Origin of the sequence: Arthrobacter oryzae (assembly GCF_003634095.1) — a bacterium.
In the GTDB taxonomy this organism is placed as follows: Bacteria; Actinomycetota; Actinomycetes; order Actinomycetales; family Micrococcaceae; genus Arthrobacter; species Arthrobacter oryzae.
The window spans coordinates 83,913-110,307 of the sequence record NZ_RBIR01000012.1 but is presented as its reverse complement, the minus strand read 5'-3'; the positions used below and the strand labels follow the sequence as shown (position 1 = coordinate 110,307).

24 protein-coding genes and 1 pseudogene are annotated in these 26,395 nt (G+C 67.4%); 11 read left to right on the top strand and 14 right to left on the bottom strand.

The window, feature by feature from the left end; translation table 11 throughout:
• The 5 genes and pseudogenes from C8D78_RS18750 to C8D78_RS18730 form a co-directional block, all read right to left on the bottom strand.
• Nucleotides 1-493, bottom strand: a pseudogene (locus C8D78_RS18750) (HNH endonuclease signature motif containing protein); the annotation flags it as partial.
• A gap of 98 nt (nt 494-591) precedes the next feature.
• Complete coding sequence (locus tag C8D78_RS18745) at nt 592-1,485, bottom strand: YqjF family protein (RefSeq protein ID WP_120955371.1); 894 nt, start codon at nt 1,483-1,485, stop codon at nt 592-594.
• Nucleotides 1,486-1,594: 109 nt separating this feature from the next.
• The gene (locus C8D78_RS18740) at nt 1,595-2,383 is read right to left on the bottom strand and encodes an isocitrate lyase/PEP mutase family protein (protein WP_120955370.1); all 789 of its coding nucleotides are present in this window, start codon (nt 2,381-2,383) and stop codon (nt 1,595-1,597) included.
• Between the two features lie 35 nt (nt 2,384-2,418).
• On the bottom strand, nt 2,419-2,802 hold the full coding sequence (locus tag C8D78_RS18735) for a DUF1622 domain-containing protein (RefSeq protein ID WP_120955369.1): 384 nt from the start codon (nt 2,800-2,802) through the stop codon (nt 2,419-2,421).
• A 42-nt stretch (nt 2,803-2,844) separates the two neighbouring features.
• A complete protein-coding gene (locus C8D78_RS18730) occupies nt 2,845-3,774 on the bottom strand; it encodes an SDR family oxidoreductase (protein WP_120955368.1) in 930 nt (309 codons plus the stop codon).
• 183 nt (nt 3,775-3,957) lie between these two features.
• On the opposite strand from C8D78_RS18730, the gene C8D78_RS18725 reads away from it, so the two are divergent.
• From C8D78_RS18725 to C8D78_RS18715, 3 genes are all read left to right on the top strand, one after another.
• Nucleotides 3,958-4,578, top strand: coding sequence for a TasA family protein (locus C8D78_RS18725; protein ID WP_120955367.1), 621 nt, complete (start codon nt 3,958-3,960; stop codon nt 4,576-4,578).
• A gap of 86 nt (nt 4,579-4,664) precedes the next feature.
• Nucleotides 4,665-5,483 (top strand): signal peptidase I, encoded by an 819-nt coding sequence (locus C8D78_RS18720; RefSeq protein WP_244208499.1) that lies wholly within the window; start codon nt 4,665-4,667, stop codon nt 5,481-5,483.
• Entirely contained in the window at nt 5,480-5,836 is a 357-nt protein-coding gene (locus C8D78_RS18715; protein WP_120955366.1) for a hypothetical protein, read from the top strand. Before C8D78_RS18720 ends, C8D78_RS18715 begins: the two co-directional genes overlap by 4 nt.
• On the opposite strand, the gene C8D78_RS18710 is transcribed toward C8D78_RS18715, so the two are convergent.
• Together C8D78_RS18710 and C8D78_RS18705 are read right to left on the bottom strand one after the other, a co-directional pair.
• Complete coding sequence (locus tag C8D78_RS18710) at nt 5,826-7,037, bottom strand: sensor histidine kinase (RefSeq protein ID WP_279629538.1); 1,212 nt, start codon at nt 7,035-7,037, stop codon at nt 5,826-5,828. The two genes, C8D78_RS18715 and C8D78_RS18710, sit on opposite strands and share 11 nt — an antisense overlap.
• 42 nt (nt 7,038-7,079) lie before the next feature.
• On the bottom strand, nt 7,080-8,042 hold the full coding sequence (locus C8D78_RS18705) for a response regulator transcription factor (RefSeq protein WP_244208497.1): 963 nt from the start codon (nt 8,040-8,042) through the stop codon (nt 7,080-7,082).
• 235 nt (nt 8,043-8,277) lie between these two features.
• Here C8D78_RS18705 and C8D78_RS18700 point away from each other — a divergent pair, with 235 nt between their 5' ends.
• The gene (locus tag C8D78_RS18700) at nt 8,278-8,748 is read left to right on the top strand and encodes a hypothetical protein (RefSeq protein WP_120955364.1); all 471 of its coding nucleotides are present in this window, start codon (nt 8,278-8,280) and stop codon (nt 8,746-8,748) included.
• 48 nt (nt 8,749-8,796) lie between these two features.
• Here the strand turns inward: C8D78_RS18700 and C8D78_RS18695 are convergent, their stop codons facing one another.
• The gene (locus C8D78_RS18695; RefSeq protein ID WP_120955363.1) at nt 8,797-9,693 is read right to left on the bottom strand and encodes an MSMEG_6728 family protein; all 897 of its coding nucleotides are present in this window, start codon (nt 9,691-9,693) and stop codon (nt 8,797-8,799) included.
• Between the two features lie 145 nt (nt 9,694-9,838).
• Here C8D78_RS18695 and C8D78_RS18690 point away from each other — a divergent pair, with 145 nt between their 5' ends.
• Nucleotides 9,839-10,411 carry a hypothetical protein gene (locus C8D78_RS18690; protein WP_120955362.1) on the top strand — a complete coding sequence of 191 codons (573 nt, stop codon included), beginning with the start codon at nt 9,839-9,841 and terminating at the stop codon, nt 10,409-10,411.
• Between the two features lie 129 nt (nt 10,412-10,540).
• Here the strand turns inward: C8D78_RS18690 and C8D78_RS18685 are convergent, their stop codons facing one another.
• Nucleotides 10,541-11,191: a LysM peptidoglycan-binding domain-containing protein gene (locus C8D78_RS18685; protein ID WP_120955361.1), complete on the bottom strand. Its 651-nt coding sequence runs from the start codon at nt 11,189-11,191 to the stop codon at nt 10,541-10,543.
• Nucleotides 11,192-11,469: 278 nt separating this feature from the next.
• The gene (locus tag C8D78_RS18680) at nt 11,470-14,151 is read right to left on the bottom strand and encodes an excinuclease ABC subunit UvrA (RefSeq protein ID WP_120955360.1); all 2,682 of its coding nucleotides are present in this window, start codon (nt 14,149-14,151) and stop codon (nt 11,470-11,472) included.
• A 48-nt stretch (nt 14,152-14,199) separates the two neighbouring features.
• Between C8D78_RS18680 and C8D78_RS18675 the strand changes: the two genes are divergently transcribed.
• Nucleotides 14,200-15,363 (top strand): adenosine deaminase, encoded by a 1,164-nt coding sequence (locus C8D78_RS18675; protein WP_244208496.1) that lies wholly within the window; start codon nt 14,200-14,202, stop codon nt 15,361-15,363.
• A gap of 89 nt (nt 15,364-15,452) precedes the next feature.
• On the opposite strand, the gene C8D78_RS18670 is transcribed toward C8D78_RS18675, so the two are convergent.
• Complete coding sequence (locus tag C8D78_RS18670; RefSeq protein ID WP_120955359.1) at nt 15,453-16,427, bottom strand: aldo/keto reductase; 975 nt, start codon at nt 16,425-16,427, stop codon at nt 15,453-15,455.
• 280 nt (nt 16,428-16,707) lie between these two features.
• Between C8D78_RS18670 and C8D78_RS18665 the strand changes: the two genes are divergently transcribed.
• Both C8D78_RS18665 and C8D78_RS18660 read left to right on the top strand, forming a co-directional pair.
• A complete protein-coding gene (locus tag C8D78_RS18665) occupies nt 16,708-18,441 on the top strand; it encodes a SulP family inorganic anion transporter (protein ID WP_120955358.1) in 1,734 nt (577 codons plus the stop codon).
• A gap of 229 nt (nt 18,442-18,670) precedes the next feature.
• Nucleotides 18,671-19,555 carry a pullulanase X25 domain-containing protein gene (locus C8D78_RS18660; RefSeq protein WP_120955357.1) on the top strand — a complete coding sequence of 295 codons (885 nt, stop codon included), beginning with the start codon at nt 18,671-18,673 and terminating at the stop codon, nt 19,553-19,555.
• Between the two features lie 631 nt (nt 19,556-20,186).
• Here the strand turns inward: C8D78_RS18660 and C8D78_RS18655 are convergent.
• Nucleotides 20,187-21,962, bottom strand: a complete 1,776-nt coding sequence (locus C8D78_RS18655) for a glycoside hydrolase family 13 protein (RefSeq protein ID WP_120955356.1) — start codon at nt 21,960-21,962, stop codon at nt 20,187-20,189.
• Between the two features lie 166 nt (nt 21,963-22,128).
• Nucleotides 22,129-23,391 carry a mechanosensitive ion channel family protein gene (locus tag C8D78_RS18650; protein WP_208642010.1) on the bottom strand — a complete coding sequence of 421 codons (1,263 nt, stop codon included), beginning with the start codon at nt 23,389-23,391 and terminating at the stop codon, nt 22,129-22,131.
• Between the two features lie 200 nt (nt 23,392-23,591).
• Between C8D78_RS18650 and C8D78_RS18645 the strand changes: the two genes are divergently transcribed.
• Complete coding sequence (locus C8D78_RS18645) at nt 23,592-24,443, top strand: hypothetical protein (protein WP_147429667.1); 852 nt, start codon at nt 23,592-23,594, stop codon at nt 24,441-24,443.
• A gap of 464 nt (nt 24,444-24,907) precedes the next feature.
• Nucleotides 24,908-25,384: a hypothetical protein gene (locus tag C8D78_RS20025; protein ID WP_244208495.1), complete on the top strand. Its 477-nt coding sequence runs from the start codon at nt 24,908-24,910 to the stop codon at nt 25,382-25,384.
• A gap of 96 nt (nt 25,385-25,480) precedes the next feature.
• Here the strand turns inward: C8D78_RS20025 and C8D78_RS18635 are convergent, their stop codons facing one another.
• Nucleotides 25,481-25,747 (bottom strand): YegP family protein, encoded by a 267-nt coding sequence (locus C8D78_RS18635; RefSeq protein WP_120955353.1) that lies wholly within the window; start codon nt 25,745-25,747, stop codon nt 25,481-25,483.
• Between the two features lie 277 nt (nt 25,748-26,024).
• On the opposite strand from C8D78_RS18635, the gene C8D78_RS18630 reads away from it, so the two are divergent.
• Nucleotides 26,025-26,342, top strand: a complete 318-nt coding sequence (locus C8D78_RS18630) for an acylphosphatase (RefSeq protein ID WP_120955352.1) — start codon at nt 26,025-26,027, stop codon at nt 26,340-26,342.
• Nucleotides 26,343-26,395 lie beyond the last annotated feature (53 nt).

Sequence of the window (26,395 nt, the reverse complement as noted above, 5' to 3'; positions counted from 1 at the left end):
GGCGCCGGGCCTCGCCCGCGCCGATCAGCAGCCGCGCCCGCAGGAATTCCACCGTGTTCCGGTACCCGTCATCCACCGACCCCGGACCACCCGGACCGCCCGCCGCCACGGAACCGTACACGCCGCCGGTTCCGGCTGCACCGCCCTCAGCCGCACCGGACATACGACCGGCGGTAACCGCGGCAGATGCGGTCTCCTCGCGCCAGCCCGTGGTCCACGACGTGGCCGCCGTCCCGGCGGCCGGGGTGGTTTGTGTCCGGGTCCGGTCCACCGCGGCGGCCGCCACCAGCTGCTGATACTCCACCCAGCGCGAGAGCTCCTCGACCCGCCCGGCGAAATCCGACGCGGCCCGGAAATCCCAGGACGCCGCGTCCTCCGCCGTCGCACCCGCGGCCCGGAGCGCGGCCAAGGCGACGTCCACCCCGGATGCCCGGGCCGGGCCGGTGCCCTGCCCGTCGTCCCCGAACGGAATGAAATCCCTTGCGGCTTCCATGATTCAAACCTAGCCACCAGGTACGACATTCTTACCCGGCACCGAGCCCCCCAGGCCGCCCACACCCCAGTGCCAGCCGGAGAACGATCGGACCGTATTTAGACGGCGCGGCCCAGGACCCTCGGCCGGCCAAACTGCGTGCGGACTCCGGGCGAGAAGAGCACAGACTCGGGAAGACCCGGGACCTCGATTCCCGCAGCACGGACCAGCTGATCCTCCAGAAGAGTGAGTCGCGCACGGTACAGCGGCCACGCGCTATGCGTGTTGGGAATGTAAAGCGTTCTGCCCCTGAACCGGGAATGCAGACCGAACCGGGCTGTCAGGTGGACCGACAGCGGGTCCGCCGCTTCGACGTCGAACTCGGGGACGACGGCGAAATCGCTCCTGGCTCCCCGGAACCGCCGAACGGAGTATCCGGTCGTCAGACCAGCCCGGACGTCGCTACTCACAACGTGCCCGGCGGCGACGTCAGGCGTCGCTGCCGTGCCCGCTGTGCCGTCCCGGAATCCGTCCCGGAATCCGTCCCGGAATCGGCCCCGGAAGGTGCGCCCCGAACCAGGGGAAGCCGGACGGCCAGGCTCCGCAGGGTGCAAGGGGTCCCCACGAACGAAGCTCGCGCGCGACCATACATAGGGGATCCCGGCAGCCCGGGCAGCGAGCACCACGGCCAACCGCGAGGCATCCAGGCTGAGGAAGACCACGCCCTGGGTCCCATCCGGTTCCCGGGAGTAGAGGCGCACATTGATTTCGTTGAAACTCCCGAAATAAGGAATGCCGGGTCCACGGCCCAAACCCGCGCCCAGCATCCGGAACCCGATCAGCCCCACCCAAGCGGACCCGTCAAAGCTGTCCGGAGCAACGCCCGGCGGCATGAACGACGCCGCCACCGGCTCCGGGATGCGCCAGTGCAGGAAGACCGCATCTCTCCAACTCTGATCCATGATGATCGGGGTGGGAAGGTCCGGGGCCTCCGGCCAGGGATCCAGGTCCATGAGATCGTGCCCTTCTCGGTAGGCGGTACCGGTCGATCTACTTGGGCGGTCCGCCCTCCGGACGCCACGGCCCGGACCGGGCGCCGGAGCCGGGCCCCTGACAGGCGCCCTAATTCAGCGGCCGGGTGCCTTCAGGGAGTGCCCCGCCGGCCAGCAGCTCCGCCGTCGCGTCGGCCAGGGCCGTCAGCGCCACCCGCTGGGTCCACGGGCCGTAGGAAATACGGGCCACGCCAAGCTCCTGCAGTTTGGCCGGGGCAAGCGACCCCGGCACGTTGATAACCGAAACCTTGTTCCAGCCGATTCCATCCACCAATGCAGTGACAGTCGCCTCGTCCAAAAGGCCCGGCACAAACACCGTGGTAGCGCCGACGTCGAGGAAGGCGCGGCCGCGCTCGATGGCCTCGGCCCGAACCGCGGCCGGATCGCGGCTGCCGGCCTTGAGGAAAGCGTCGGTGCGCGCGTTGAGGACGAAGTCGATGCCCTCGGCATCGGCAGCGCGCATCGCAGCGTTCATTTGGTCAACGGCATCGGCGAGTGGACGCATTTGATCTTCGATGTTGGCTCCGACAATCCCGACGCCGATCGCCCTGCGCACCGTCTCGCCGGGGTTCCCGTAACCGGATTCAAGGTCCGCGCTGACGGGCAGAGACGTGGCGGCAGCAATCAGACCGACGGCGGCGATCATCTCATCAACCGGGATGTTCTCGCCGTCCTCATAGCCGCGGGAGGCAGCGATGGAGTGACTGGCCGTGGCCAGAGCCTTGGTCCCGGGAACGTCGGCAACCACTTTTGCCGTGATTGCGTCCCAAACATTAATTACCTGAAGGACCTCGGGGGCCCGGTGGAGCCGGAGTAGTTCGGTGGCCTTGGGGACGAGAGAATTCGCTGCTTCTGTCATGCCGCGAGCCTAGCTGGCCGCCGCCCGGAAGGGTTTCAGCTGGTCGCGGCAGAGCCAGAGCCGCGCTGACTCTGCCAGGGCCAACGTCCGGTGATTTCCAGCTCGAGCGAGAAACTCAAGAAGGTCCGGATCAACACGATAATGCCCAGCACTCCGACACCCTCGAAGGTCGGTGTGACGGCGACTGAGCGGATGATGTCGGCCGCGACCAGCAGCTCCAGGCCAAGGAGGATGGAGCGGCCCAGCAACTGCCGGTACGAGCGGTAGAGGGTAAGCGGCGCGGAGCCTGCCGGCAGGCGCTCGGGCTGGTATCCGCGCAGCGCCAGGGGGATGGATATGAGCGCGCCGAGCACCATGACGGCCACCCCGGCGAAGTCCATGAAACTACCGACCGACTCAATAACGTGTTGAAAATCCATAGTTCCCCTCAGAGAAGTGGGCGGTGAAATTCATATCAGGGCTCAAGGATGCCGGACGCCGACGCCGGCCAGAATGGCCCGATAACCTTCCCGGAAACTCGGGTAGTGAAACTCGAAGCCAGTGCTGCGGAGCAGCGCGTTGCTAACTCGCTTGTTGCCGCCGCGCGACGGTTCGCCGCTGCCCGCAGCGCCGCTCGCGCCGGCGCCCGCGCCCCCGTTCGACGTCGGCGCCGCGGCCACGGCGTCGGATTCCGACGCCGGCGCAGGGAGTCCCAGCTCTGCCGCCAGAAAGCCGAGGACATTGCCAAGTTCCGCCGGTTCGTTGTCGACGCCCAGATAGACGGGCCCGGGGACCGTGTCCATGGTGCACAGGTGGACAATCGCGGCGGCCGCGTCGTCACGGTGGATGCGGTTGGTAAATCGCGATGCTGCCGGAATGACCGCGCTTCCACCGCGCACCTGGTCAATCAGGCGCGTCCGGCCGGGGCCGTAGATTCCTCCGAGCCGCAGCACCACCGGGGTGATGCCGGTGCCGCGCAATCGGCTGTAAAGGAGCTCCTCGGCTTCGCGGATGATGCGGCCGGAGAACCCGCCGGGTTCCGGCGTCGTGCGTTCATCAATCCAGCCGCCGCCGGCATCGCCATAGACAGCGGTCGAGGAGACGAACAAGACCCGGCGGACGCCGGCCCTGGATGCCAGAACCGCGTCCAGCACGTGGGCGAGACCGTCCACGTAGGCGGCCCGGTAAGCCTCTTCCGTGGGGGAGTCCGCGGCAATAGCGACCACGACGGCGGTGGTATCCGCCGGGACCGGTGGCAGCTCGCCTGAGCTCAAGTCAGCGGCGACGCCCTCGATGGCAGCCGGAAGTTTTTCCGGCGAGCGGCGCCACCCCACCACGCGGTGGCCGGCAGCCGCGAAACGCAGCCCGGCCTCGGTGCCCAGATCGCCGCAACCGGCCAGAAGTACAGTCATTAGGCCAGTCTGCCAGCCTTCACGAGGCGCCGCGGTCAGGCTTGAGCAAATCTTGAAGTGATCTTGCTGCCCACTGAAGCGTTGCCTTGAAGGTGTCCGGGCATCGTTGTACGGGTCAGCCAAGGGGCTGGCGGACACAACTACTTCACTCGGCCACGGCCGGCTCCACGAAACGGATAACTCATGGGTCTCAGCCTCAAGTCCACGTCCAGCAAGGTCCTTGCCTCCGCCGCGCTCCTCGCCGCCGCTGCCGGCGTAGCCGGCATGGGCACCTACGGTGGCTTCACCGCCAGCACTTCGGCTTCCGCGACTGTCAATGCCGGCACTGTTAAGTTCGATGTGGGCACTGCCGGCGCGGCCAACCGACTCACCGTTGCGGCCACCGGCGCAATTCCGGGCGACACCGTCCAGCGCGCGGTCACCCTGACCAACACCGGTGACCAGAGCCTGACCGCGGTAACCCTCACGACTGCGGCTGCACCGTCCTCCAAGCTCGACACTGACGCCGTCAACGGCCTGCAGATGCAGGTGGACGCCTGCCCAACGGCGTGGACAGAAGCGGGCGCGTCCCCGTCCTTCACGTACACCTGCTCGGGCGCGATCACCCCGGTCCTGGTTTCACGTGCCGTAGTCGGAACTAAGATGGCGTTGACTGGACTCACATCCGTGGCCCCGACGAAGACCGACTTCCTCCGCGTCACGCTCACCGTTCCCACGAGCGCTGACAACACGTTCCAGGGCTTGACCAGCACCATCGGCTTTGTATTCGACGCCGTCCAGCGCGCCGGCGGCGCAAGCAAGTAGCGATTTCCAGGAGCTCAGTCCGGGCTGGGCCGGACTGAGCTCCTGGCGTGAGTCGCACTATCCATACCGGCAGGAGGAACGACCCCGTGAGTGCCGTCATCAAGCTGAGTTCCCCGGAACCAACCGAACACGCCTTGGCCGCTGACGGCGCCCGGGAGGACATCCTCCTGAACGGTCCCGTCAAGGAAAGCGCCGTCCTGGACAGTCCCGTCACAGCTCCTGCGCCCCAAGGCCACGGACGCCGTCGGGCCGAACCGACCCCCGCCCGTATCGACCGCCCCCGACGCCTGGTGTCCAAGACGGTCGCGGTGGCCGGACGAGCCGTCTTCACCAGCATCCTCATCTTTGCCGCAGTGGTTTTTCTCTTCCTCGCCGTCGGGCCGCGCTTCCTGAACTACCAGACGTCCACCATGCTCACGGGGAGCATGGCGCCGGGGATCAACCCGGGCGATGTGGTGGTCAGCGTGAAGACGCCGGTGTCCGAGCTGAAGGTTGGCGACGTCATCACCTACAGCATCCCGATTGATGATCACCGGATTGAGACCCACCGGGTAGCCAGCATCAAGCGCGACGGCGCGGGCGCCACGTCTGTGACCACCAAGGGCGACGCCAACGCCGGGGCAGATCCGTGGACTGCCGTGCTGTCCGAGGACTACGTCTACACCCAGGCGGGCGTAGTGCCATATCTTGGCGACGTCATCAGGGCCCTGCGTCAACCGTTGCTCCAGTCCGTCTTCCTCTACGGCGCGTCCGCCCTGCTGGTTGTCGTCGTGCTGACGGCAATCTGGCGGAAGCCCACGAAATCCGCCTCCGGAGCACCCACCGCGGAGGGCCCGGAGGGCGTTGCGGAGGGCCCGGAGGGCACGGAAGAAACCCCTGGCACCGGTTCGGAATTGAGCAGGTGATCGCCGACGGCGTCATCCTGGATAGCGGGCAGATCGACAGGCTTGCTGCGGAACTGGAATCGCGTTCCACCGCCGTCGGCTTCGTCAGCCGCTTCCTCCAACGGCTGCCGGACAGCCTGGCGTGCGTCCACCGCAGCCTCCTGGAAGGCAAGAGTGAAGGGGCGTTAACCGCGATCCTGAGCGTGGCGACGTCGGCGGCGACGGCCGGCGCGGTTCAGCTGGAAGGTCACAGCCGGGCGGTCGAGCACAGCATTAGGGCCGGTGACCTGGGCGCGGCCCGGGCTGCCGCGGGGATCCTCGACGCCAACGCCGCGGACTTCGCACGGCACGCGAGCGCACTCTTCAGCTGCTGAGGATGCCGCTCGTGACGGCCGGGAGCCAAACGGACACTGTGGTTCCGCCGTCGGGTGCCGAACCGATGCTGAGCCGCCCGCCGTGGGCCTTTGCGATCCGGACGCATGTTGCCAGCCCCAGACCGGATCCCGGGGGATCGTCCTCCCGGTGCAAACGGGCCAGCGGCTCAGTGACGTGGATCCGCTCTTCGGCGGGAATGCCCTTGCCGTTGTCCGTCAGCCGGACCTCTATGGTGCCGGGAGATTCCTCGGCCGTGACCAGAATTCTCGGCGGGACGCCGGGCCGGGAGTAAGCCACGGCATTGTGGATCAGGTTTTGCAGCAGGATGCGCAGCTGCTCGCCGTCGGCCTGCAGGACCGCATCCGAAACCTGGATGTCCGCCCCGCTGTCCTTCAGGACCGCCGTGAGGTCCTCCTCGACGGCGCCCACCAGGGCCGCGAGGGACACCGGCTGGCGGCGGAGCGCTCCACCGATCCGGGAAAAGGACAGCAGATCGTCCACCATGGCCAGCATCCGGCGTGAGGTCCTGCCAATGAGGCGGACGTCGTCCGCGTCCGCGGCGCCTTGCATTTCGCCAAGTTCGGTGAAGCCGATGATGCTGGTCAGCGGGTTACGCAGATCATGGCTGATGCGGGCAGTGAACGCTTCCAGCAGCTCGTTGCTGATGCGTGCCTCGTCCAGGGCCCGGGCGAGCATCCGGGCATGGTGGTGTAGTTCGAGCACCTCCACCACCTGCGAGGCGATGATCTCCAGCGCCGACTGCTGCGCGGCAGCGAGTTCCGCGGGTGCCGGCGAAAAGACGCACAGGGACCCCAGCACGAACCCATCGGCCGTGGCGAGCGGGACCGAAGCGTAGAACCGGATGGCGGCGACGTGGCCCGTGACAAAGGGGTGGTCCCGGAACAGCGGGTCCTGCGAAGCGTCGGGCACCACGGTGGTCCTGCCGCTGAGGAAGACCCGGCTGCACAACGAATCTTCGCGGGAACAAATGCCGGGGTCCATGCCAACTGCGGCAATGTGATGCTGCTGATCTTCGGTGATGATGTTGACCGCGCCGAACGGGATACCTGTGGTTGCAGTGGCCAAGGCCAGCAGCTTTTGCAGCTGGGCCCGCGCATCTGGAGCCCGCGTGCCGGCAGTCGCGGGGATGGGTTCGAGGCGAGGCAGCCCGTACTCCGCGAGTCTCGACTGCCGGACCACTGTGGATTCGGCCGAGGCGGGGGCCGACGGCGACGCGGTCAGTTATCCCACCCCTTCTGCCGGTGCCATCCGGTAGCCAACGCCTCGTACCGTGCGGATGAACCGCGGTTCGCGGCCTTTGTCGCCGAGCTTCTTGCGCAGGTTGCCGATATGCACTTCCACGAGGTGTTCATCCATGGGCCACTCGGTGCCCCATACCTTGACCAGGAGGGCCTTCCGGGTCCACACCCGCCGCGGCGCGCCGGCCAGCGCTTCCAGCAGATCGAATTCCGTGCGCGTCAGCTCCAGTTCGACGCCGTCAATGGAGGCCGCCCGGCCTTCCGCCTCGACAATCAACGGACCGTGGCGGACGACGCCGCAAGCATCGGGGTGGATGCCGGCGCCGGCCGCCATGGCGGCCTGGCGCGACGGTGTGCCGGCAGGCTCTGGCGGGACGGGCACGAGGTCGCCCGCCCGGCGTCGTCGTGGCTCGGCCTGAGGGGGAGCAGTCAGTGGGAGGGTGGTGTTACCCGCTCCGGGCACGACGTCGTCCGCCCGGCGCCGCGGAATGTCCGGCAGCTCGGCAGTTGATCCGGGGGATCCAGACGATGAGTTTCCGGGCGCGACCGGCATGAAATCGGTGGCGCGTCGCCGCGGGGTGGGGCGTTGCGGGGTGGGACGGTGGCGCCGCATCACGGCTGTCACCCGCGCCTGGACGGAGCGGGGGCTGAAGGGTTTGCCGATGAAGTCGTCGGCGCCGATCTCCAGGCCCATCAACTCGTCGATTTCATCGGACCGTGCCGTGAGCATGACGACGTAGGCATCGGAAAATTTGCGCAGCCGGCGGCACACTTCAACGCCATCCAAGTCGGGCAGGTTCAGATCCAGCGTCACAAGGTCCGGCCGGTGTTCCTGGATGTTGACGAGGGCTTCGGCCCCGGAAGCAGCCTCAAAAACGGCGAAGCCCTGCATCTCCAAGGTCCGGCGAAGGAGCAGACGGACATCGCCGTCGTCGTCTACAACCACAGCTCTGAGCTGATTCGGTGAATTGACCATAATCCCAGCTTCTAAACAGGAGACCCGCGTGTCACAGCCACCCCCTGCGCCACACAATGTGACGCAAACCTCATGCGTCACAGTTTCGATTCAGGCTAACACGCTTTTCTTGAGCAAATGTTGAAGTTTAACCCGGCTCTGGGTTGAAGCTCGGCTGACAGAGTTGAAGCCACCAGATCACCTGCCCGGACAGAAAGCGCCACCAGTGAACCTCGCCAAGCCCTTTGCGGCAGCCTCGCGGGTCTCGCCCGCACGGCTGGTACATCGGCGCGGGCTGCTGGCCATCCCCTTGGCCGTGGGCTTGGTGCTCGGCGCCCCCGGGTTGGCTCTTGCCGCGTTTACGGCCAGGACCACCGCGTCCCTGAACGTTGGAACGTACACGGTCCCGGCCCCGGCATCCATCAACGGCACCTTGGTGTGCACCACCATCCAGGGGAAAAAGGGCGCATCCATCAGTTTCACGGGCTTTGCCGCCGTCGACCGAGCAACGGGTTACACCGCGACGCTCAGTTCTCCCACCGGCCCCACAGCCGTGGCCGCCATCGCTGACGGGGATACTTCGCAGGGGATGACGCTGCTCAGCAAGGGCAGCGGCAAGGGAACCTACACCTTCACGCTCTCCGCGGCCGTGGGTTCGTGGACCGGGCCGGCGCTGCAGCAAGCGGTCACCTGCTGAACTGCGCCGGCGCCGGGAGCCGGCGCCGGGCAGGCTGGCGGCGTGCCGCTATCGCGCCGGAATCGGGAAGAAGGCCCGCGGGTCCTGCAGCAGTGCCGGGTAATCGAAGGCCGAGCGGTCCACGATCTCGTCCACCTGGAAGTTGCGGGCGAACTGGCCGTCCACGGTAATTGGTCGGCCCAGGACCTTGCCGATCGCAAAGGAGGTCCCGCCATTGACCGGGATGGCCACCACGGAGTTGCCGGGAAGGGTGGTGAACGCCTCTTCCTGCTGCTGGCGCTTGCGGGTGGGCTTCTTGACGAGCTGCTTCGGCGGGAGCTTGCGCACCTTGGCCGGGCGGCGTGAGCCCGATTCGGCGTAGACGAACTGGTAGTCGTCGTCCGTCGCGGCCTTGGCGCGTCCCACGGGCGGCAGGCTGACGGTCTTCAGCTGTTGGGGCTCGGTGTCGCCGAGCGGCAGGCGCAATACCCACATGCGCTCTCCAGCCGGATCTTCCGGCAGGAGCTCGTGCTTCGGCTCGGGCCAGACGTACTCCAGGTCCGGATCGGTGCCCGGGAAGACCTTGGCGTAGAACCGCGGGTCCTTGGCCACGAGCCGGGACCGGTGGCTGAGGTGCAGATCAGCGTTGCCCAGCCACGGTGGCATCGGGATCTTGGCGGCGTAATCGGGGTGGGCCGCCTGCGGGGCGAACTCCAGAATCTTTTCGCGCGTGGTGTCCTCGCCGCCGCGGGCCGTCCATTCATCCACCATGGTCAAGCCATACATGGTGAGCGCCGGCACGTAGCCCATCCACATCCGGATAGCCGGGTGCGACTGCCAGCCGTACTCCGGGATCACCAGCGCACGCAGGATCTGCAGCGCTTCAACGCGCTGCTTGCCGAGCCGCTCGCGGTCCAAAACCGCGGCGCTCTGCTGGAAATCGGGGAAGGGGAGGAAAGTCTGCATCTTTCCAGTTTGAGGCCACAGACCAAATGCGCCAATTGCTGGGGACCTCGCGTGCCCATCTTCACATTTTGGAACGAAGCAGACAGTTCATTACGACGGGGCGTAATATAGCAGGACCCCACTAATGCCGCCCGGAGGACACGCCATGAATCCAGCCCTTGTTGAGCCGTTTGTACCGAAATATGGACAGCTGCTCGGACCGGAAGCGAACGGTATTTTGGTGCTCGAGGAAGTCATCCTCGATCCCGTGGCAGCCCGCAAGGAACAGCACGGGTTCCGCGCCGCCATGGCATCGGTGGCCCTGACCATGCGCCGGATACTGGCGCTGCGCCTCTGTATCGCCGTTGTGGCGATCGCCAACCTGCCTCTCTTCCTGCTCAACAAAGGCTGGTGGATCTACGCGGTCTCACTCGCTCTGGTGGTGGCGGTCCACGCAGCAGTGTCCTGGCTGAACCGGCACGAGCCGCGGATCCGCCAGCGCCGCATGCTGGAACTGCACCTGAGCCGGGAGCGGAGCGACAACTACCGCAAGGTCCGCGACGCCGTGAAGTACGTCATCGACGCCCCGGCCCGGATGAACGAGAGCCTCTACCTTGAGCTGCTCGCCGCAAAGCGGGTGGCCCTGCACCTGGCCATGGGCACCGTGGCGCTGCTGGATACGAGCGACGACGCCGCGTGGAAAGTCCGGATTGTCCGCGAACTCCCGCAGGCCGCCTGAGCCCGCACCCCTCACCGAAACAGCGCGCCTCACCTAAGCAGCACGACGCCGGAGCGTCCCCTTGCGGGATCGCTCCGGCGTCGTGGTGTTTACGCCCTACTGCCTGTGTGAGGCAGTGCTGTAACAGCCCTATCCGGGGAGCTGCAGCACCTGGCCCGGGAACACCAGGTTGGGGTTGCTGATGGTCGCCGCGTTCGCGTCGGCCAGCGACTGCCAGCCGCCGCTGATGTTGAGCTTGGCGGCGATCGTGCTGAGGGTTTCTCCGCTCCGGATGGTGTAGGTCTGGCCGCTCACTGACACCGGTGCAACGTGGCGCGGGACCTGGACGGCGGCCGCGGGGACAGCCTGCACGGGGACAGCCTGACGGACGGGAACCGCGGCGGCCTGCGGCGAGGGGGTTGTGCTCTGCGGGGCCGCGGCACCGCCGCTCAGGCCCAGCTTCGCAGCGCAGGCCGGCCACGCGCCCCATCCCTGACTTGCCTGTATCTTCTGGGCGACGGCGATCTGTTGTTCACGGCTGGCAGAAGCCGCGGACCCCGTGCCGCCATTCGCCGCCCACGTGCTTTGGCTGAATTGCAGGCCGCCGGAGTAGCCGTTTCCCGTGTTGGTGGCCCAGTTGCCGCCACTTTCGCATTGGGCCAGTGAGTCCCAAGTGGAGGCGGGGGTTGTCGCCGGGGCGGCGGCGTTAGCCGAAGTTGCGGACATCGCGACGGCGGCAAGCGAAACGGCCGCCAGGGTGATGCCGCGGCGCGCGGCAGTGCTGTAGGTGGATTTCTTCATGTTTCAGATGCTCCTGAGGGCCACCAGCGCTCGGTCCGTCCCCGGACGTTATGGCGCCACTGCCCGCCCCTGACAATAGAGGTCATATGCGGTGTCTACCGGTCGGGCAGTATCTGGTGGTGGTAGCACCGGGCATGCACTGCCCGGTTGCGGGCATTGCACAATAGGCTAAGTCAGGTCCGGCCCGTTATCAAGTCGTTATTTTTGGGCGCTTCTGCGGTTATCATAGGGCCGCTGCCCGGGCCGGCCGCGGACCCGCGTGAACATGCTGGCGGGCGTCAGCTTTTGAGCATCGCCGCGAGGTAGGGGGCCGTTCGGCTCGTCGTCGAACGCGCGACGGCGGCTGGGGTCCCGGTTGCCACGATCCGTCCGCCGGCGTCGCCACCGGCCGGGCCGAGGTCGATCACCCAGTCCGCGGCGGCCACCACATCCATGTCGTGTTCGACCACAATGACGGTGTTGCCCGCGTCCACCAGCCGGTGCAGCTGCGCCATGAGGAGTTCGACGTCGGCAGGGTGCAGCCCGGTGGTGGGCTCGTCCAGCAGGTAGAGGGAGTGGCCCCGCTGGGCGCGCTGCAGTTCGGTGGCGAGCTTGATGCGCTGGGCCTCGCCGCCGGAGAGCTCGGTGGCCGGCTGACCGAGGCGCAGATAGCCTAGGCCCACCTCGCGCAGGGTCTGTAGGCTGCGCGCCGCCGCCGGCACCTGCTCCAGGAACTCCGCGGCCGCGTTGACGGTCATGCCCAGCACCTCGGCCACGTTCTTGCCGCGATAGGTGACTTCGAGGGTTTCCGGGTTGTAGCGCGAGCCGTCACATTCGGGGCACGGGCCGTAACTGCCGGGCAGGAACAACAGCTCCACGGCCACGAAGCCCTCGCCCTGGCAGGTCTCGCAGCGGCCGCCGGCCACGTTGAACGAGAAGCGCCCGGCGCCGAAGCCCCGCGCCTTGGCCTCGTCGGTGGCGGCGAATTCCTTGCGTACCGCGTCAAACAGGCCGGTGTAGGTGGCCAGGTTGGAACGCGGGGTGCGGCCGATCGGCTTCTGGTCCACCTTGACCAGCCGGTCGAGTTGGTCCAGCCCGGTGACCGGGCCGACGCTGAGCGGGCCGACGCTGAGCGGCCCGGCGGCCTCGCCGGCCTCGGCCTCCAGATCCTCGAGGGCTTTCGCGCCAGAGTCGGCTGCCGCAGTGTCGGCTTCCGGATGGAGCCGGGCGCCCACCACTTCGGCCAGGACCTGGCTGACCAGCGTGGACTTGCCGGAGCCGGAGACGCCCGTGACCGCTGTCAGCACGCCCAGCGGGAAGTCGGCGTCGAGTTCACGCAGGTTGTGCCTGCTGATGTCCCGCAATTCCAGCCAGTCGGCGGCCTCGCGGCGGCCGCCGCCAGCCTTGCCGCCAGCCGCGCCAGCCTTGCCGGCCGTGCCGTCGTCCGCGCCAGCGTCCGAACCGTCGCGAGCACCGCCGTCGTCCGTGTTTTCCGGAACGTCAGCCGGCCCGTTCGGGAACAGGAACGGCCGGGTGACGGAGGCTTCCACCCCGGCGAGGCCGGCCACGGGCCCGCTGTAGAGCACGTCGCCGCCGCCTTCACCGGCGCGCGGCCCCACGTCCACCAGCCAGTCCGCGCGGCGGACGATGTCCATGTTGTGCTCCACCACGAACACCGAGTTGCCGGAGGACTTGAGCTGGTCCAGGACCGCAAGGAGGGGCTCGGCGTCGGCGGGGTGCAGGCCGGCGGAGGGCTCGTCCAGCACGTAGATCACGCCGAACAGCCCGGAGCGGAGCTGGGTGGCGATCCGCAGCCGCTGCATTTCGCCGGGGGAGAGCGTGGGTGTGGACCGGCCAAGGGCCAGGTAGCCCAGGCCCAGGTCCAATAGCACGGTGACGCGCTGCAGGAGGTCCCGGGTGATGGCGACGGCCACCTCGTTGCCCTCGCCGGAGGACTGTTTGCGGGAGGCGGTCCCGGCCTCCGTGAGCTCGGTAGTGGGGCGGATGATGTCCGCCAGTTCGGCCATCGGGACGGCATTGAGGTCCGCGATGGTCCGTCCCGCAAAGGTCACCGCCAGCGCAGCGGGCGTCAGGCCGCTGCCGCCACAGACCGGGCACGGGCCGGTTTCCATGAACCGCAGCACCTTCTCGCGCATGGTGGTGCTCTTGGAATCGGCCAAGGTATGCAGCACGTAGCTTTTCGCGCTCCAGAACCGGCCCTTGTAGGGCTTGGCGACGCGGTCGCGCTGGGGCGTCACCTCCACCACGGGCTGTTCTTCGGTGAAGAGGATCCAGTCGCGGTCTTTGCGGGGGAGCTTCCGCCAGGGGGTGTCGACGTCGTGGCCTAGGTGGGTGAGGATGTCGCGCAGGTTCTTGCCCTGCCACGCGCCGGGCCAGGCGGCGATGGCGCCGTCGCGGATGCTCAGCGAGGTGTCCGGGACCAGGGAGGACTCGGTGACCGTGTGCGCGATCCCCAGGCCATGGCACTCGGGGCATGCGCCGGCAGCCGTGTTCGGCGAAAACGCGTCAGAATCCAGCGGACTGGCGCCGTCCGGGTAACTGCCGGCGCGGGAGAAGAGCATGCGCAGCGAGTTGGACAGTGTGGTGAGCGTGCCCACCGTGGAGCGCGAACTCGGTGTTCCGCGGCGCTGCTGGAGCGCGACGGCGGGCGGCAGCCCGGTGATCATTTCCACCTTGGGATTGTGCCCCTGCTGGATGAGGCGGCGCGCGTAGGGGGCAACGGATTCGAAGTAGCGGCGCTGGGCCTCGGCGTAGATGGTGCCGAACGCCAGGGACGACTTGCCCGATCCGGAGACTCCCGTGAAGGCCACGATCGCGTCGCGGGGCACGTCCACGTCCACGTTGCGCAGGTTGTTCTCCCGTGCGCCGCGTACCCGGACAAACCCGTCTGTGGGGCTCCCTGAAGCGAGATCCGGGACGATCGGGAGCGGCAAATCGGAAGCATGCTGTGTATTTTGCATTGATTCGACTCTATCCGCTCCCCGCAGCACCGGGCATATCCTTACCGAATGGAAACCAACGAGGCCGGCACCACCACCGGTACCAACACCGGCACAGGCACCCCCACCGGCGCCGGCACGAACTCCGGCACCGGCACGAACACAGTGGCCGCAAACGACGCGTCCGGCCCTGACAATGGCTTCGACACCGGCGAGGCCCCCGATTTTGCCGAGGTCCCCCAGGGCGTCCTCTCGCTCCCGGTGGCCGAACTGCACCTGCACATCGAGGGAACGCTCGAGCCGGAACTGATCTTCGCGCTGGCCGAACGCAACGGGATCCAGTTGCCTTACGCTGACCTGGACGAGCTGCGCTCGCGGTATGAGTTCACGGACCTGCAGTCATTCCTGGATCTGTACTACGCCAACATGGCGGTGCTGCAGACGGAACAGGACTTCGCGGACATGACCCGGGCCTACTTGAGCCGGGCTGCGCTCGCCGGGGTCAGGCATGCGGAGATCATGCTGGACCCGCAGGCACACCTGTCCCGCGGAATATCGCTGGAGACCTGTGTCAACGGGGTGGCCTCGGTGCTGGCCGGATCCCTCGAAGAGTTCGGGATCTCCACCCTGCTGATCGCGGCCTTCCTGCGCGACCTCACCGAGGAATCCGCGCTTGAGGTGCTGGAGAAGCTGATCGCCATGGACGCCCCGATTGCCGGCATCGGCCTCGATTCCGCCGAGGTGGGCAACCCGCCGGCCAAGTTCGAGCGGCTCTTCGCCCGGGCCAAGGAGGCCGGGCTGCACCGGATCGCGCACGCCGGCGAGGAGGGCCCGCCGTCGTACATCATCGACGCGCTGGACATCCTGGAGGTGGAGCGGATCGACCACGGCATCCGTTGCATGGAAGATCCGGAGCTGGTGGAACGGCTGGTGGACGAGCTCATGCCGCTGACGGTGTGCCCGCTGTCCAACGTCCGGCTCCGGGCCGTCGACACCCTGGCCGAGCACCCGCTGCCGGCGATGCTGGCGGCGGGCCTGAACGTGTGCGTGAACTCGGACGACCCCGCGTATTTCGGCGGCTACGTGGATGACAACTTCGCGCAGCTGAAATCGGTGATCGGCCTCTCCGAGTTCGATTGCGTTCGGATGGCCGCGAACTCGATCCGTTCCTCCTTTGCCAGCGAGGAACGCAAGGCCGAACTCCTGGCCGAACTCGCCGCCTCCGGCCACTAACCACCCAAGCAACGCGGGGTCACTTACGGCCTGTCCGGAGGCTCCGGATGGGCCGTAAGTGACCCCGCGTTGCTTTTCCTAACGGCCGGTTAGACGTCGATCGAGTCCATGTGCGGGTACCGCGCCCCGGCTGCCACGCCGGCCGGAGCGAGTTCGTCCAGACGGGTCAGGTCCTCGGCGGAGAGCTCGACGTCGGCTGCGCCCAGGTTCTCGCGCAGCCGGTTGACCTTCTTGGTGCCCGGGATGGGAACGATGTGCTCGCCCTGGGCCAGCAGCCAGGCCAGTGCCAGTTGCCCGGGGGTGCAGCCCTTCGCGTCCGCCAGCTCCTTGACCCGGTCCACGAGTTGGAGGTTGCGGGTGAAGTTCTCGCCTTGGAAGCGCGGGGAGTGCCGGCGGAAATCGTCCTCCGGGAAGTCATCCGGGCTCCGGAACTGGCCGGTCAGGAAGCCGCGACCCAGCGGGCTGTAGGGGACAAAACCGATGCCCAGTTCCGCGAGGACCGGGAAGACCTTGGTCTCCGGCTCGCGCTCCCACAGCGAGTATTCGGTCTGCAGGGCGGTGATCGGGTGCACGGCGTGGGCCCGGCGAATGGTGTCGGCGCTGGCCTCGGACAGGCCAAGGTGCCGGACTTTGCCGGCCTGCACCAGCTCGGCCATGGCTCCGACGGTGTCCTCGATGGGGACGGTCTTGTCCACCCGGTGCTGGTAGTACAGGTCGATGTGGTCCACTCCCAGCCGCTGCAGGCTGGCGTCGCAGGCGGCGCGCACGTACTCGGGGGAGCCGTTGATGCCCACCCAGGACCCGTCGGGCCGGCGTTCGTTGCCGAACTTGGTGGCCAGGACGACGTCGTCGCGCCGCCCGGCGATGGCCCGGCCGACGAGCATTTCGTTCGTGAACGGGCCGTACATGTCCGCGGTGTCGAGCAGGCTTCCGCCGGCGTCGAGAAAGGCATGGATGGTGGCGATGGACTCGTTTTCCTCGGCTTGGCCGTAGAACTCGCTCATGCCCATGCAGCCCAATCCGAGGGCCGAGACGGTGAGTGAACCGAGCGTGCGGGTTTCCATAGATATCTCCTCGATACGAACGTTTGGGGGCAGACCGCCACTCTAGGCCCATCGGCCCGGGGGCACAACGACCGACGCAACCGGAGCTCCCCGCGTCCGGGAACCCGCTGACAAGCAACGCGGAGTCACTTGCAGCCCGTCACGGGGCACGACATGGGCCGTAAGTGACCCCGCGTTGCACCTTCTGCCCAAAGTCCATGCGCCGGCCCACGTCCGCCGCTGAGACGGTTCACCCTCGCCGGGGGATGCGTCGGCCAGCCTCTGGCGGCAGAGTGCAGCTATGACGAAGACCGGACGGCGGCGCAAGGACTCGCTGCGCCAGGTGATGCCGGGGATTGACGCCGCCGCCACCTATCAGAGGGAGTGGTTCGGCAAGGACGTCGTCGCCGGAGTCGTCCTGGCGACGTTGCTCGTTCCCCAGGGCATGGCCTACGCGGAGCTGGCAGGGCTGCCGACGATTACGGGGCTCTACACCACCATCCTGTGCCTGCTGGCCTATGCGGTCTTCGGTCCGTCCCGTGTCTTAGTGCTGGGCCCGGACTCTGCGCTCGGTCCGATGATCGCGGCCACCGTCTTGCCGCTCGTCGGGTCAGGCGGGGACCCTGTGAAGGCGGTGGCGCTGGCGTCGATGCTCTCGATCATGGTCGGCCTCATCATGGTCCTCGCCTCGGTGGCCAAGTTCGGCTTCATCGCCGACCTCATCTCCAAACCCACGATGATCGGCTACATGAACGGCCTGGCGCTCACCATCCTGGTGGGTCAGCTCCCAAAGCTCTTCGGATTCAAAGTGAGCAGCGAAAGCTTTGTCGGCGACTTGGTCGGCTTCGTACAGGGCGTGGCCAACGGCGAAGCGGTGGCCGCCGCCGCAGCAGTCGGCATCACCGGAATCGTGCTGATACTGGCCCTGCAACAGTGGCTGCCCAAGGTCCCTGCGGTGCTCGTCATGGTGGTCCTCGCGATCGCGGCGTCGACGATCTTCGACCTCGCCGCCCGGGGCGTCTCTTTGGTCGGGGAACTCCCGCAAGGCTTCCCCCCGTTTACGATCCCCCATGTTGATCTCGCGGACATCGGACTGATGTTCGCCGGTGCTTTGGGTATTGCGCTGGTGTCCCTGACGGACACGATCTCGAATTCGACGGCGTTCGCGGTGCGTTCCGGCCAGGAGGTTCATGGCAACCAGGAGATGATCGGCATCGGTGCCGCGAACCTGGCCGCGGGCTTCTTCCAAGGCTTCCCCGTCAGCACCAGCGGCTCCCGGACCGCCGTCGCGGAACGTTCCGGCTCCAAGAGCCAGCTCACGGGCGTGACAGGTGCCCTGCTGGTCCTGCTCATGCTCGTGCTGCTTCCCGGGCTGTTCCGGAACCTGCCGCAACCGGCCTTGGCGGCCGTGGTGATCACGGCGTCCGTTTCCCTGGCCGACGTGCCCGGGACGGTGCGTCTCTGGCGCCAGAGCAAGTCCGAGGTCAGCCTCTCGCTCGCAGCCTTCCTCGGGGTTGCTTTCCTCGGAGTGCTGCCCGGCATTGGCATTGCCGTGGGACTGTCGATTCTCAACGTGTTCCGCAGGTCGTGGTGGCCGTATGAGACGGTGATCGGGCGGGTTCCGGGCTACGAGGGGTTCCACGACGTGAACTTCCACCCGGACGCGAAGCACCTTCCTGGCCTGGTGATCTACCGTTGGGACGCCCCGATCTTCTTCGCCAACGTCAAGCCGTTCCGGGACAACATTCGTCACCTGGCCAGGGCCGAACCCAAGCCACGGTGGATCCTGCTTGCGGCCGAGCCGATCACGGATGTGGACACCACGGCCGCCGACGTGCTGATCGAATTGGACCGTGAGCTGGACGCGCAGGGCACCTCACTGGTCTTCGCCGAGCTCAAACACCTGGTCCGGGAGAAGATCGACCTCTACGGGCTCAAACAAGAGATCGATCCGCACCATTTCTATCCGACCCTCGATGCCGCCGTCGAGGCCTACATCGCGCTCACCGGGGCCGATTGGAGCGTCGGGGACTGACCTCCGAAGCCACGCGGGGTCACTTACGGCCGGTCCCATGGTCTTCCATGGGCCGTAAGTGACCCCGCGTTGTTTTTCTACTGACGGGTAGCGGTGAGTTGGTCCTTCCCGCGCTCCCGCCCACGCTGTCATAGTGGGTCACGACACATAGAGTTAACCGATCCGGCTCGCAAAAACCAATGATTCCTTGGCAAAATGCAGGTGGATCAATTGCTTCTAAAGGAGACCCATGGGCGCGAACACCGCGGAAAACACCAACCTTCGGCTGAAGGCCGTGCTGGATGTGCTGACAGAGGAGGGATGGACCGGCGAGAAGCTGAACGCCGGGGCCGTGCTCGGCGAGGCAATCGCACGGGTGCCCCTCAACGACCACGAACGCGAACTCCTCAGCGGCGGCATTCCCCGCGGCCACAAGACGCTGACCACCGCCACGGCAAAGCTGGTCAAGGCTGGCTGGCTGGTCAAGGGCCGCTCCGGCTGGTCCATCACCGACGACGGCCAGCGCGCCACGGTTGCTTTCGCCGATCCCGCTGCCTTCAGTGCAGCGCTCGACGCCGGCACCCCGGTTCCGGCCGGCACCCCGCTGCCGTCTGCTCCCGCAGTCAAGCCTGCCAAGGCAAAGCCTGCCGCCAAGGCCGAGGAAGCGCCGTCGAAAACGGGCAAGGTTGCGGGCAAGGCCGCCAAGCTCATCGAGGAGGCCGTCGCTCCCGTCGCCAAGGCCGTGCGGAAGCGCAAGCCCGCCGCCAAGGCCGAGGCGGCGGCGGAATCCGGGGCGGAGGCTCCGGCGGCGCCCGCAGTCAGCGTCGAAACCATCGAGCAGCCGGAAGCCGTCGCGGTGGCCGGCGACTTCGACATCCTGCTGGGCGCGCCCGCCAACTGGGCGCCGCAGTATGACGAAGTCCAGATGGAACTGGACCAGGTGGACCAGCTTTGGAAGATTGCCGCGGACATTCCGGCCGGCTTCTACTCCTTCAAGATCGCCCTGAACCGTTCCTGGGACGAAAACTACGGTGCGTTCGGCGTGTTCGATGGCCCCAACCACGAGGTACACCACGGCGGCGGCCCCCTGGTCATCCAGTACGATCACCGCACCCGGGACATCCTCCTGCCGTAAGGAGCGACGCCCAAGCTTTCTGCCGACGCGCAAAGGACCCTTCGATACCGGAATTCCGGTGTCGAAGGGTCCTTTGCGCGTCGCGGGCAGTTTTGCGCATCCTGGCACCTGACGAACCTGACGAACCTGACGAACCTGACGGTGGTCAAAGCCCCGGAGGACCATAGCGCGGGTCCGGCCGTAGCGCCTCGAACAACCAACGCGGGGTCACTTACGGCCCATGTCGTGCCCCGGAATGGGCCGTAAGTGACCCCGCGTTGCTCTTAGAGGCGGCGAAGGCTCAAAACCGGGTCGGGTCGGGCCGCGGCGGCACTGGGCCCGGGTCTGGAATCGGCAGGGGATTGGGCGTCGGGAACGGACCCGGGGCCGGGGAAGGCGTGGGCGCTGGCCCGGGCACCGGCTCGGGTCCCGGAACCGGCGGCGGGGTGACCGGACCGGGCTCCGGCGGGAACGGGTCTCCGGGTTCCGGCGGCGGGGCGGTGGGCCCGGGTTCCGGCGGAAACGGATCGGGTTCGGGTGTCGGTGGGATGGTCATGCCGGGCTCCCTTCCTCTATGTGGAAAATCTTGCGGATCGTGCGCCGTGTGGTTCGTGGGCCGTGTGGTTCGTGCGCCGTGGGGATCCTGCGCGGTCTACCGGTCCGGCCGCGCCACTCCGCCGCGCAGGACCTTCAGCTCCCAAGGGCGGAGGTGCAGTCGGGGCGCCCCGGAATCGGCGGGGTAGTTTCCCAGGACCAGTTCCGCGCTGCCCCAGTCAACCAGTGCGTCGCCGTCGAGCGTCACGTCCTGCTGGGTGCCCGAAAAGTTGCCGAGCACCAGCAGCGTGGTGCCGGCCAGGGCCCGGGTGAAGGCGTAGACGTGGGGGTCATCGGGCAGGAGCATGGTGAAGTCCCCGTGCGAGACCACCGGCTCCGCGTGCCGCAGCGCGATGACCTGGCGGTAAAAGCTGTAGACCGAGTCCGGATCGTCCACCTGGGCGGCGGCGTTGATGTGGTTGGCGTTGGGGTTGACGGCGATCCAGGGTGCGCCGGTGGTGAAGCCGGCGTGCCGGGAGGCGTCCCACTGGACCGGGGTGCGGGCGTTGTCCCGGTTCAGCGGTGCGAGGGCGGCGAGGACCTCGGCGTCGGTGTGGCCGAGGTGGGCGGTGGCCTCGCGGTGGTGGTTGAGGACCTCGATGTCGCGGTAGTCGCTGATCGCCCCGAAGCTCATGTTGGTCATGCCCAGTTCCTCGCCCTGGTAGACGTAGGGGGTGCCGCGGTGCAGGTGCAGGATCCCGGCGAGCATCTTGGCGGAGAGCTCGCGGTACTGCGGGCTGTCGTCGCCGAAGCGGGACACGGCGCGGGCCTGGTCGTGGTTGCCCCAGTAGAGGCTGTTCCAGCCGGTCTCGGCGAGGCCTTCCTGCCAGCGGCCCAGGGTCTCCTTCAGCTCGGTGAGCTGGAGTTTCTTGGGGCGCCATTTGTCGCCGTTTTCCTGGTCCAGGGCCACGTGCTCGAACTGGAAGACCATGTCCACCTCGGCCCGGGCGGGGTCGGTGAAGAGGACGGCGTCCTCGACGGTCACGCCGGGCATTTCGCCGACGGTGAGCAGCTCGCCGGTGCGGCCGGCGAAGACTTCCCGGTGCATTTCCTGGAGGAACTCGTGCATGCGGGGCCCGTCGATGTAGAACGGGGTGCCGTCGCCGAAGAGCTTGCCGTCGGCGATCGGGCCGTCCGGGAGGGAGGTGTCCTTGGAGATGAAGTTGATGACGTCCATCCGGAAGCCGTCCACGCCGCGGTCCAGCCACCAGTTCATCATCTCGTAGACCGCCGCCCGGACCTCGGGGTTTTCCCAGTTCAGGTCCGGCTGCTTCTTGGAGAAGATGTGGAGGTAGTACTCCCCGGTGGCCTGGTCGAACTCCCACGCGGGGCCGGAGAAGGCCGAGCCCCAGTTGTTCGGCTCCGCGCCGCGCCGCGGGGAGGCGCCGGCATCGGGCTCACGCGGTTGCCGCCACCAGTACCAGTCGCGCTTCGGGTTGTCCTTGGAAGACCGGGACTCGATGAACCAGGGGTGCTCGTCCGAGGTGTGGTTGACCACCAGGTCCATCACCAGCTTCATGCCGCGCGCGTGCAGCCCGTCGGTGAGTTCCCGGAGTTCCTCGAGCGTGCCGAAGAGCGGATCGACGTCGCGGTAGTCGCTGATGTCGTAGCCGTTGTCGTCCTGCGGCGAGGTGTAGATCGGGGACAGCCAGACGACGTCGACCCCCAGCTTGTGGAGGTAGTCCAGCTTGCTGATGATGCCGCGGAGGTCTCCGACGCCGTCGCCGTTGGAGTCGGCGAAACTGCGCGGATAGATCTGATAGACGACGGCGCGCTGGAACCAGTCGCGGGCAGGCGCCTGCAGGGTTTCCGTGGGGGACTGTTCGACCGTCATTGGACTCCTCAGCTGCTGCGGCAGACTACGGGGGCAACGCTGATGCTGTCCCGCCAACGTCTGATTATTGACCAGTTAGTGGAGGCTGGGAAGACCTGCCCGGTCCGCGGCCGGCCCGGTAGGTCCGGGTAAGCCGGGCACGTCCGGCTCGAACAGTCCGGCGGAGCTAGTTCTGCGAGGCGATGGCGTTATCGCGGTCCTCGAAGACATCCTCGCCGGGGCCAGAGAAGGCCTTGGAACGCTGGATCGCCTCGATGGAGCCGGTGAACAGCTGGGAGTCGTGGGGATCCGGGTGATGCGGGTGCTCGTCGGCAACGGAAATCTTGCCCGGCCGGCGGGTCCCCGATCCCTGAAGGCCAGTCCCGGCGTCGGACGCGGCAGAGGAGGCGAACGCCGCCGCAGGCACCGACTCGAGGCGCACATGGGGGAGCGACGTCGGGTGGTTCCGCTGCAGGAACAGCACGAGTTCCTCGCGGATCAGGCAGCGGAGGTCGAAGAGGGAGGCGCTGTCCGCGGCGCTGACCAGGATGCGCACCCGGACAAAGCCTGCGGTGGCGTCCGTGATCTGCAGAATCCCCACGCGCTTGTCCCACAGCGGGGTCTCGGCCAGGACCTTCTTCAGCTCGGTGCGCATCTCGTCGACCGGTGCCCGCCAGTCGAGGTCGAACTCCACGGTGCCCATCACCTCGGACTGCCGCCGGGTCCAGTTCTCAAACGGGGTGGTGGTGAAGTACGTCGATGGCAGGATCAGCCGGCGGTCGTCCCAGATGTGGACCACCACGTAGGTCAGGGTGATCTCCTCGATCCGGCCCCACTCCTTCTGGACCACCACCACGTCGTCCACCCGGATCGCGTCCGTGAAGGCAAGCTGGATGCCGGCGAAGACGTTGACGAGTGAGGTCTGTGCGGCGAGGCCGGCGACGATCGAGATGACGCCGGCGGAGGCCAGCAGCCCGGCGCCGAGGGCCCGGACGGCGGGGAATGTCAGCATCATGCTGCCCAGGGCCACCACCACGATCAGGGCGACGCCGATCCGCCGGGCCAGGATCACCTGGGTGCGCAGCCGCCGGGCACGTCGGTTGTCCGCGACATCCACCCGGTACCGGGTCAGCACCATCGACTCGACGATGAGCAGCATGGCGATGGCCAGCCAGCCCAGGGAAGCGATGAGCGCGATCAGCAGCAGGTGGTCCAGGCCGTGGCGCCATTCGAAGTTTCCGGTGGACGTGGCCAGCGCGATCCGGACGGCGACCAGGCACAAGGACAAGCGCAACGGAAGCCGGGCCACGCGGGAGGTCTCGCGGAGTTCGGGCTTGCTGCGGTTGAGCCGGAGCACAATCTTGCGGACCAGCCAGGACACCACGAGCCCGGCAGCCACGGCGAGGGCCATGGCCAGGAACGGCATTGCTTGGGTCAGGAATTCTTGCATTAGTTAAGCTCTAGCAAGCTTCCGCGTGCCACCTGAAATCGGCTGAAAGTCAACGTGGGTCTTGTCACGCCGCTCCAGGCAGTGGAGAGCCAGCGGAATCGGATACGGGCGGGTCCCCAAGCCTGGGACTTTCGGCTCTGGTTTCTGCGCCCGAACCCAACAGACTGGTCGAACCACTTGCGACCCATGGGGAGGGTGACATGCGTCGACTCCGGCCGATCGGCCCGGCAGTATCGGCCGGTTTCCTGGTGGCTGCATTGCTGGGTGCCTGCGGGGCACCAGCCGCCACGGGACCAGGCACGGGTACGGGCGCTGGTCCGGATACGGCGACGGCGGCCGTGCCCACCGTGCCCCCGCTGACGTCCGCGCCCGCCGGCAGCGGCGGAGGCGACGTCCCGACGCCCGCCGGCACCGGCTTAAGCGACGTCCCGACGCCCTCAAGCAGCGGCGGGGCCGACGCCCCGATGACTGAGTCGCCTCCGGCACCGGTCACGTCCATGCCCAGAGCGGTGAACTGGCAGACCCTCAAAACCCCGGACGGGAAGCTCCAGTTCGATCACCCCGCCGAGTGGACCGTGAAGGACCGCGGCGCGGAGGCCGCGAACGGCGGGGTGTTCCTGGAGGTCCTCAACCCGGGCGGCAAGTCACTGGCCACGCTGCGGACCAACGTGGCCACCGGCGCCGAATGCAGGCAGAGGATCCCGTACTCGGTGCTCGAGCTCGACCCCGTTCCGGCCCTGGAGCAGCAGGGGGTCATCCCGCACTTCATCTTCGAGCTGCGGCTGTATGCGGCGGAGACGGACCCCACCAAGGCCAACATCATGGCGTACGGCATCAGTTCGGCGCCCAAGCCGTCCGGGCGGGACGCCTGCCCGATTTTCCAGTTCTTCACCTGGCCGCCCGGCGGAGCGTCATTCGGCGGCGTCTACAACCCCTTCGACACCACCCCGGGCAACCAGCCCCACGTCGACACCCCGGAGGCCTACCTGGAGACCGCCGAATACCAGGACATCAAGAAAATGATCACCTCGCTGCGTCCGGTTGGGCAGTAGGGGCGGCCCGGCTCATGGCAACGCGGATGAGAGGACGGTTGGCAGTGGTCCCGGCTCCTGCACAGGCAAGGCGCGTATTCGGTTCGCGGGTTGTCCCTGTCCTGGTTCTGGCGGGCCTGCTGCTGACCGGCTGCGGGTCGCCGGCGGCCCCGCCGGTCACCTCCGGGCCAACGACGCCGGGGACAGCGTCCGCAACCGGGCCGTCGGCAAACACACCGTCGGGAACCCAGGGACCTCCGTCGTCAGAAGTGCAGTCAGGAACGCCGTCGGACACATCCCCGGGAGCGGGGACGGGATCCGGGACTGCTCCGGGGACCACGACGCCGGGAAACGCACCGACGTCGGCGCCGCCGTCGCCCGGCTGGAAGACGTTCACTACGTCGGACGGGACGCTGAGTTTCGACTACCCGGCCGCGTGGATCATCAAAGACCCCGCCGGGGAGGCACCGCTGGGCGGGGAGTTCGTGGACGTGCTGAATGCTGCAGGCAAGCCGATGGCGGCGTTGCGCACGAACATCGTCACGGGCTCCGAATGCGGCGACCAGCAGCCGTACGTGCTCATCGATTCGCAGCCGATGCAGGCCCTCGCCGAGCCCGGTGTGGCGGATCAGGCCGTGCCGCGTTACGTCTTTGAGGGCCGCGGTGACTTCACTGCGGCGAAAGCTTCGCCGCCCACCATCGCGTCGTACGGGATCACGATGATGCCGGAGGTGACCGGACCTACTTCGTGTCCGATGTTCCAGCTGTTCCTCTGGCCGCCCAGCGGCGCGCTGTTCGGCCAGGTCTATGACCCGGCGACGAACACGACGCCGGGGGACCCGGGGCTGCCGTATCTGGAGAAGGCAAAGCTGTACGCCACCACGGCCGAGTATCAGGATGTCAAGAAGATGATCACGTCGCTTCGTCCCGCCGGCGCGGCGGTGTCGGAACCGGCGAAGTAGCCGAAGCGGTCGAAGCAGCCGAAGTAGCCGAGGTGGTGTCGCCCGCTAGCCGACGACATTGTCGGCTAGCGGGCTGGCTCAGCTCACCGCCATGCTTTAGACGGCGGGCAGGTGCCGGTGATGGTGGTGGCTCGCGGACGACGGCGAGGCGTTCCTGCTGGCGTGCTGCCCGGTCCACGGGTTGCTGCGGGCCTCCCGGATCAGCCCGGTGCCGGCGCACTCGCGCACGGCCATGATGCCGTTCGCCGCCTGATTCTTGTTGTCGAATGCTCGGGAAATGGCCAACACGGTCCCGTCGGCGCCGAGGAGCCGGAACCTGACGTTGGATTCCGCGTCGGTGAAGATTTCGAATTGTCCAGCCATCGTTATGTCCTTATCTGGCAGCTGTTGCTGCTGGTTGGGGGTACGAGCACTTTCTTGTGCTGATGCCGGGTCTTCGACAAACTGCTTCAGTGCAAGTCACAAGCCTGTCCGGGGCCGCGGGCGCACAAAAGAGTCAAAGGTCCCGTCATGTCTGGCGGGTGAGACTGAAGGGGCAGGACTGAACGGGCAGGACTGAACGCGTGGGGCTGGGCCTGCGGGACTGCGGTGGGGCAAATGACACCGGACCGCGGGCCCGCCCGGGCGCTACATTGGGAGCATGGCTGACAAGCACCACGCGCAGTTTTCCGCGGATACCGGTGAGCTGGTGCGGCTGAACGCGAGGGTCTCCGGTGTGGTCCAGGCCGTCGGCTTCCGGTACTGGACAGTCCGGAAGGCGGAGGAACTCGGACTCACCGGGACGGTCCGGAACAACGACGACGGCACCGTGGGCATCGTGGCGGAGGGGCCGCAGCCCGTGGTGCTGGAGTTGCGCCGCTGGTTGCGCTCGCCGGAGGCGCCCGGCCGGGTGGAGGAGGTCCAGGAGTCTGTCTCGGCCGCCACCGGGGAGTTCGGCGGATTCCAGGTGGCGTACTGAGTCCTGGCCCGTGAACCGGCCCGGAAACTTCGGTCCCGCCGGTGGGCGGGCAG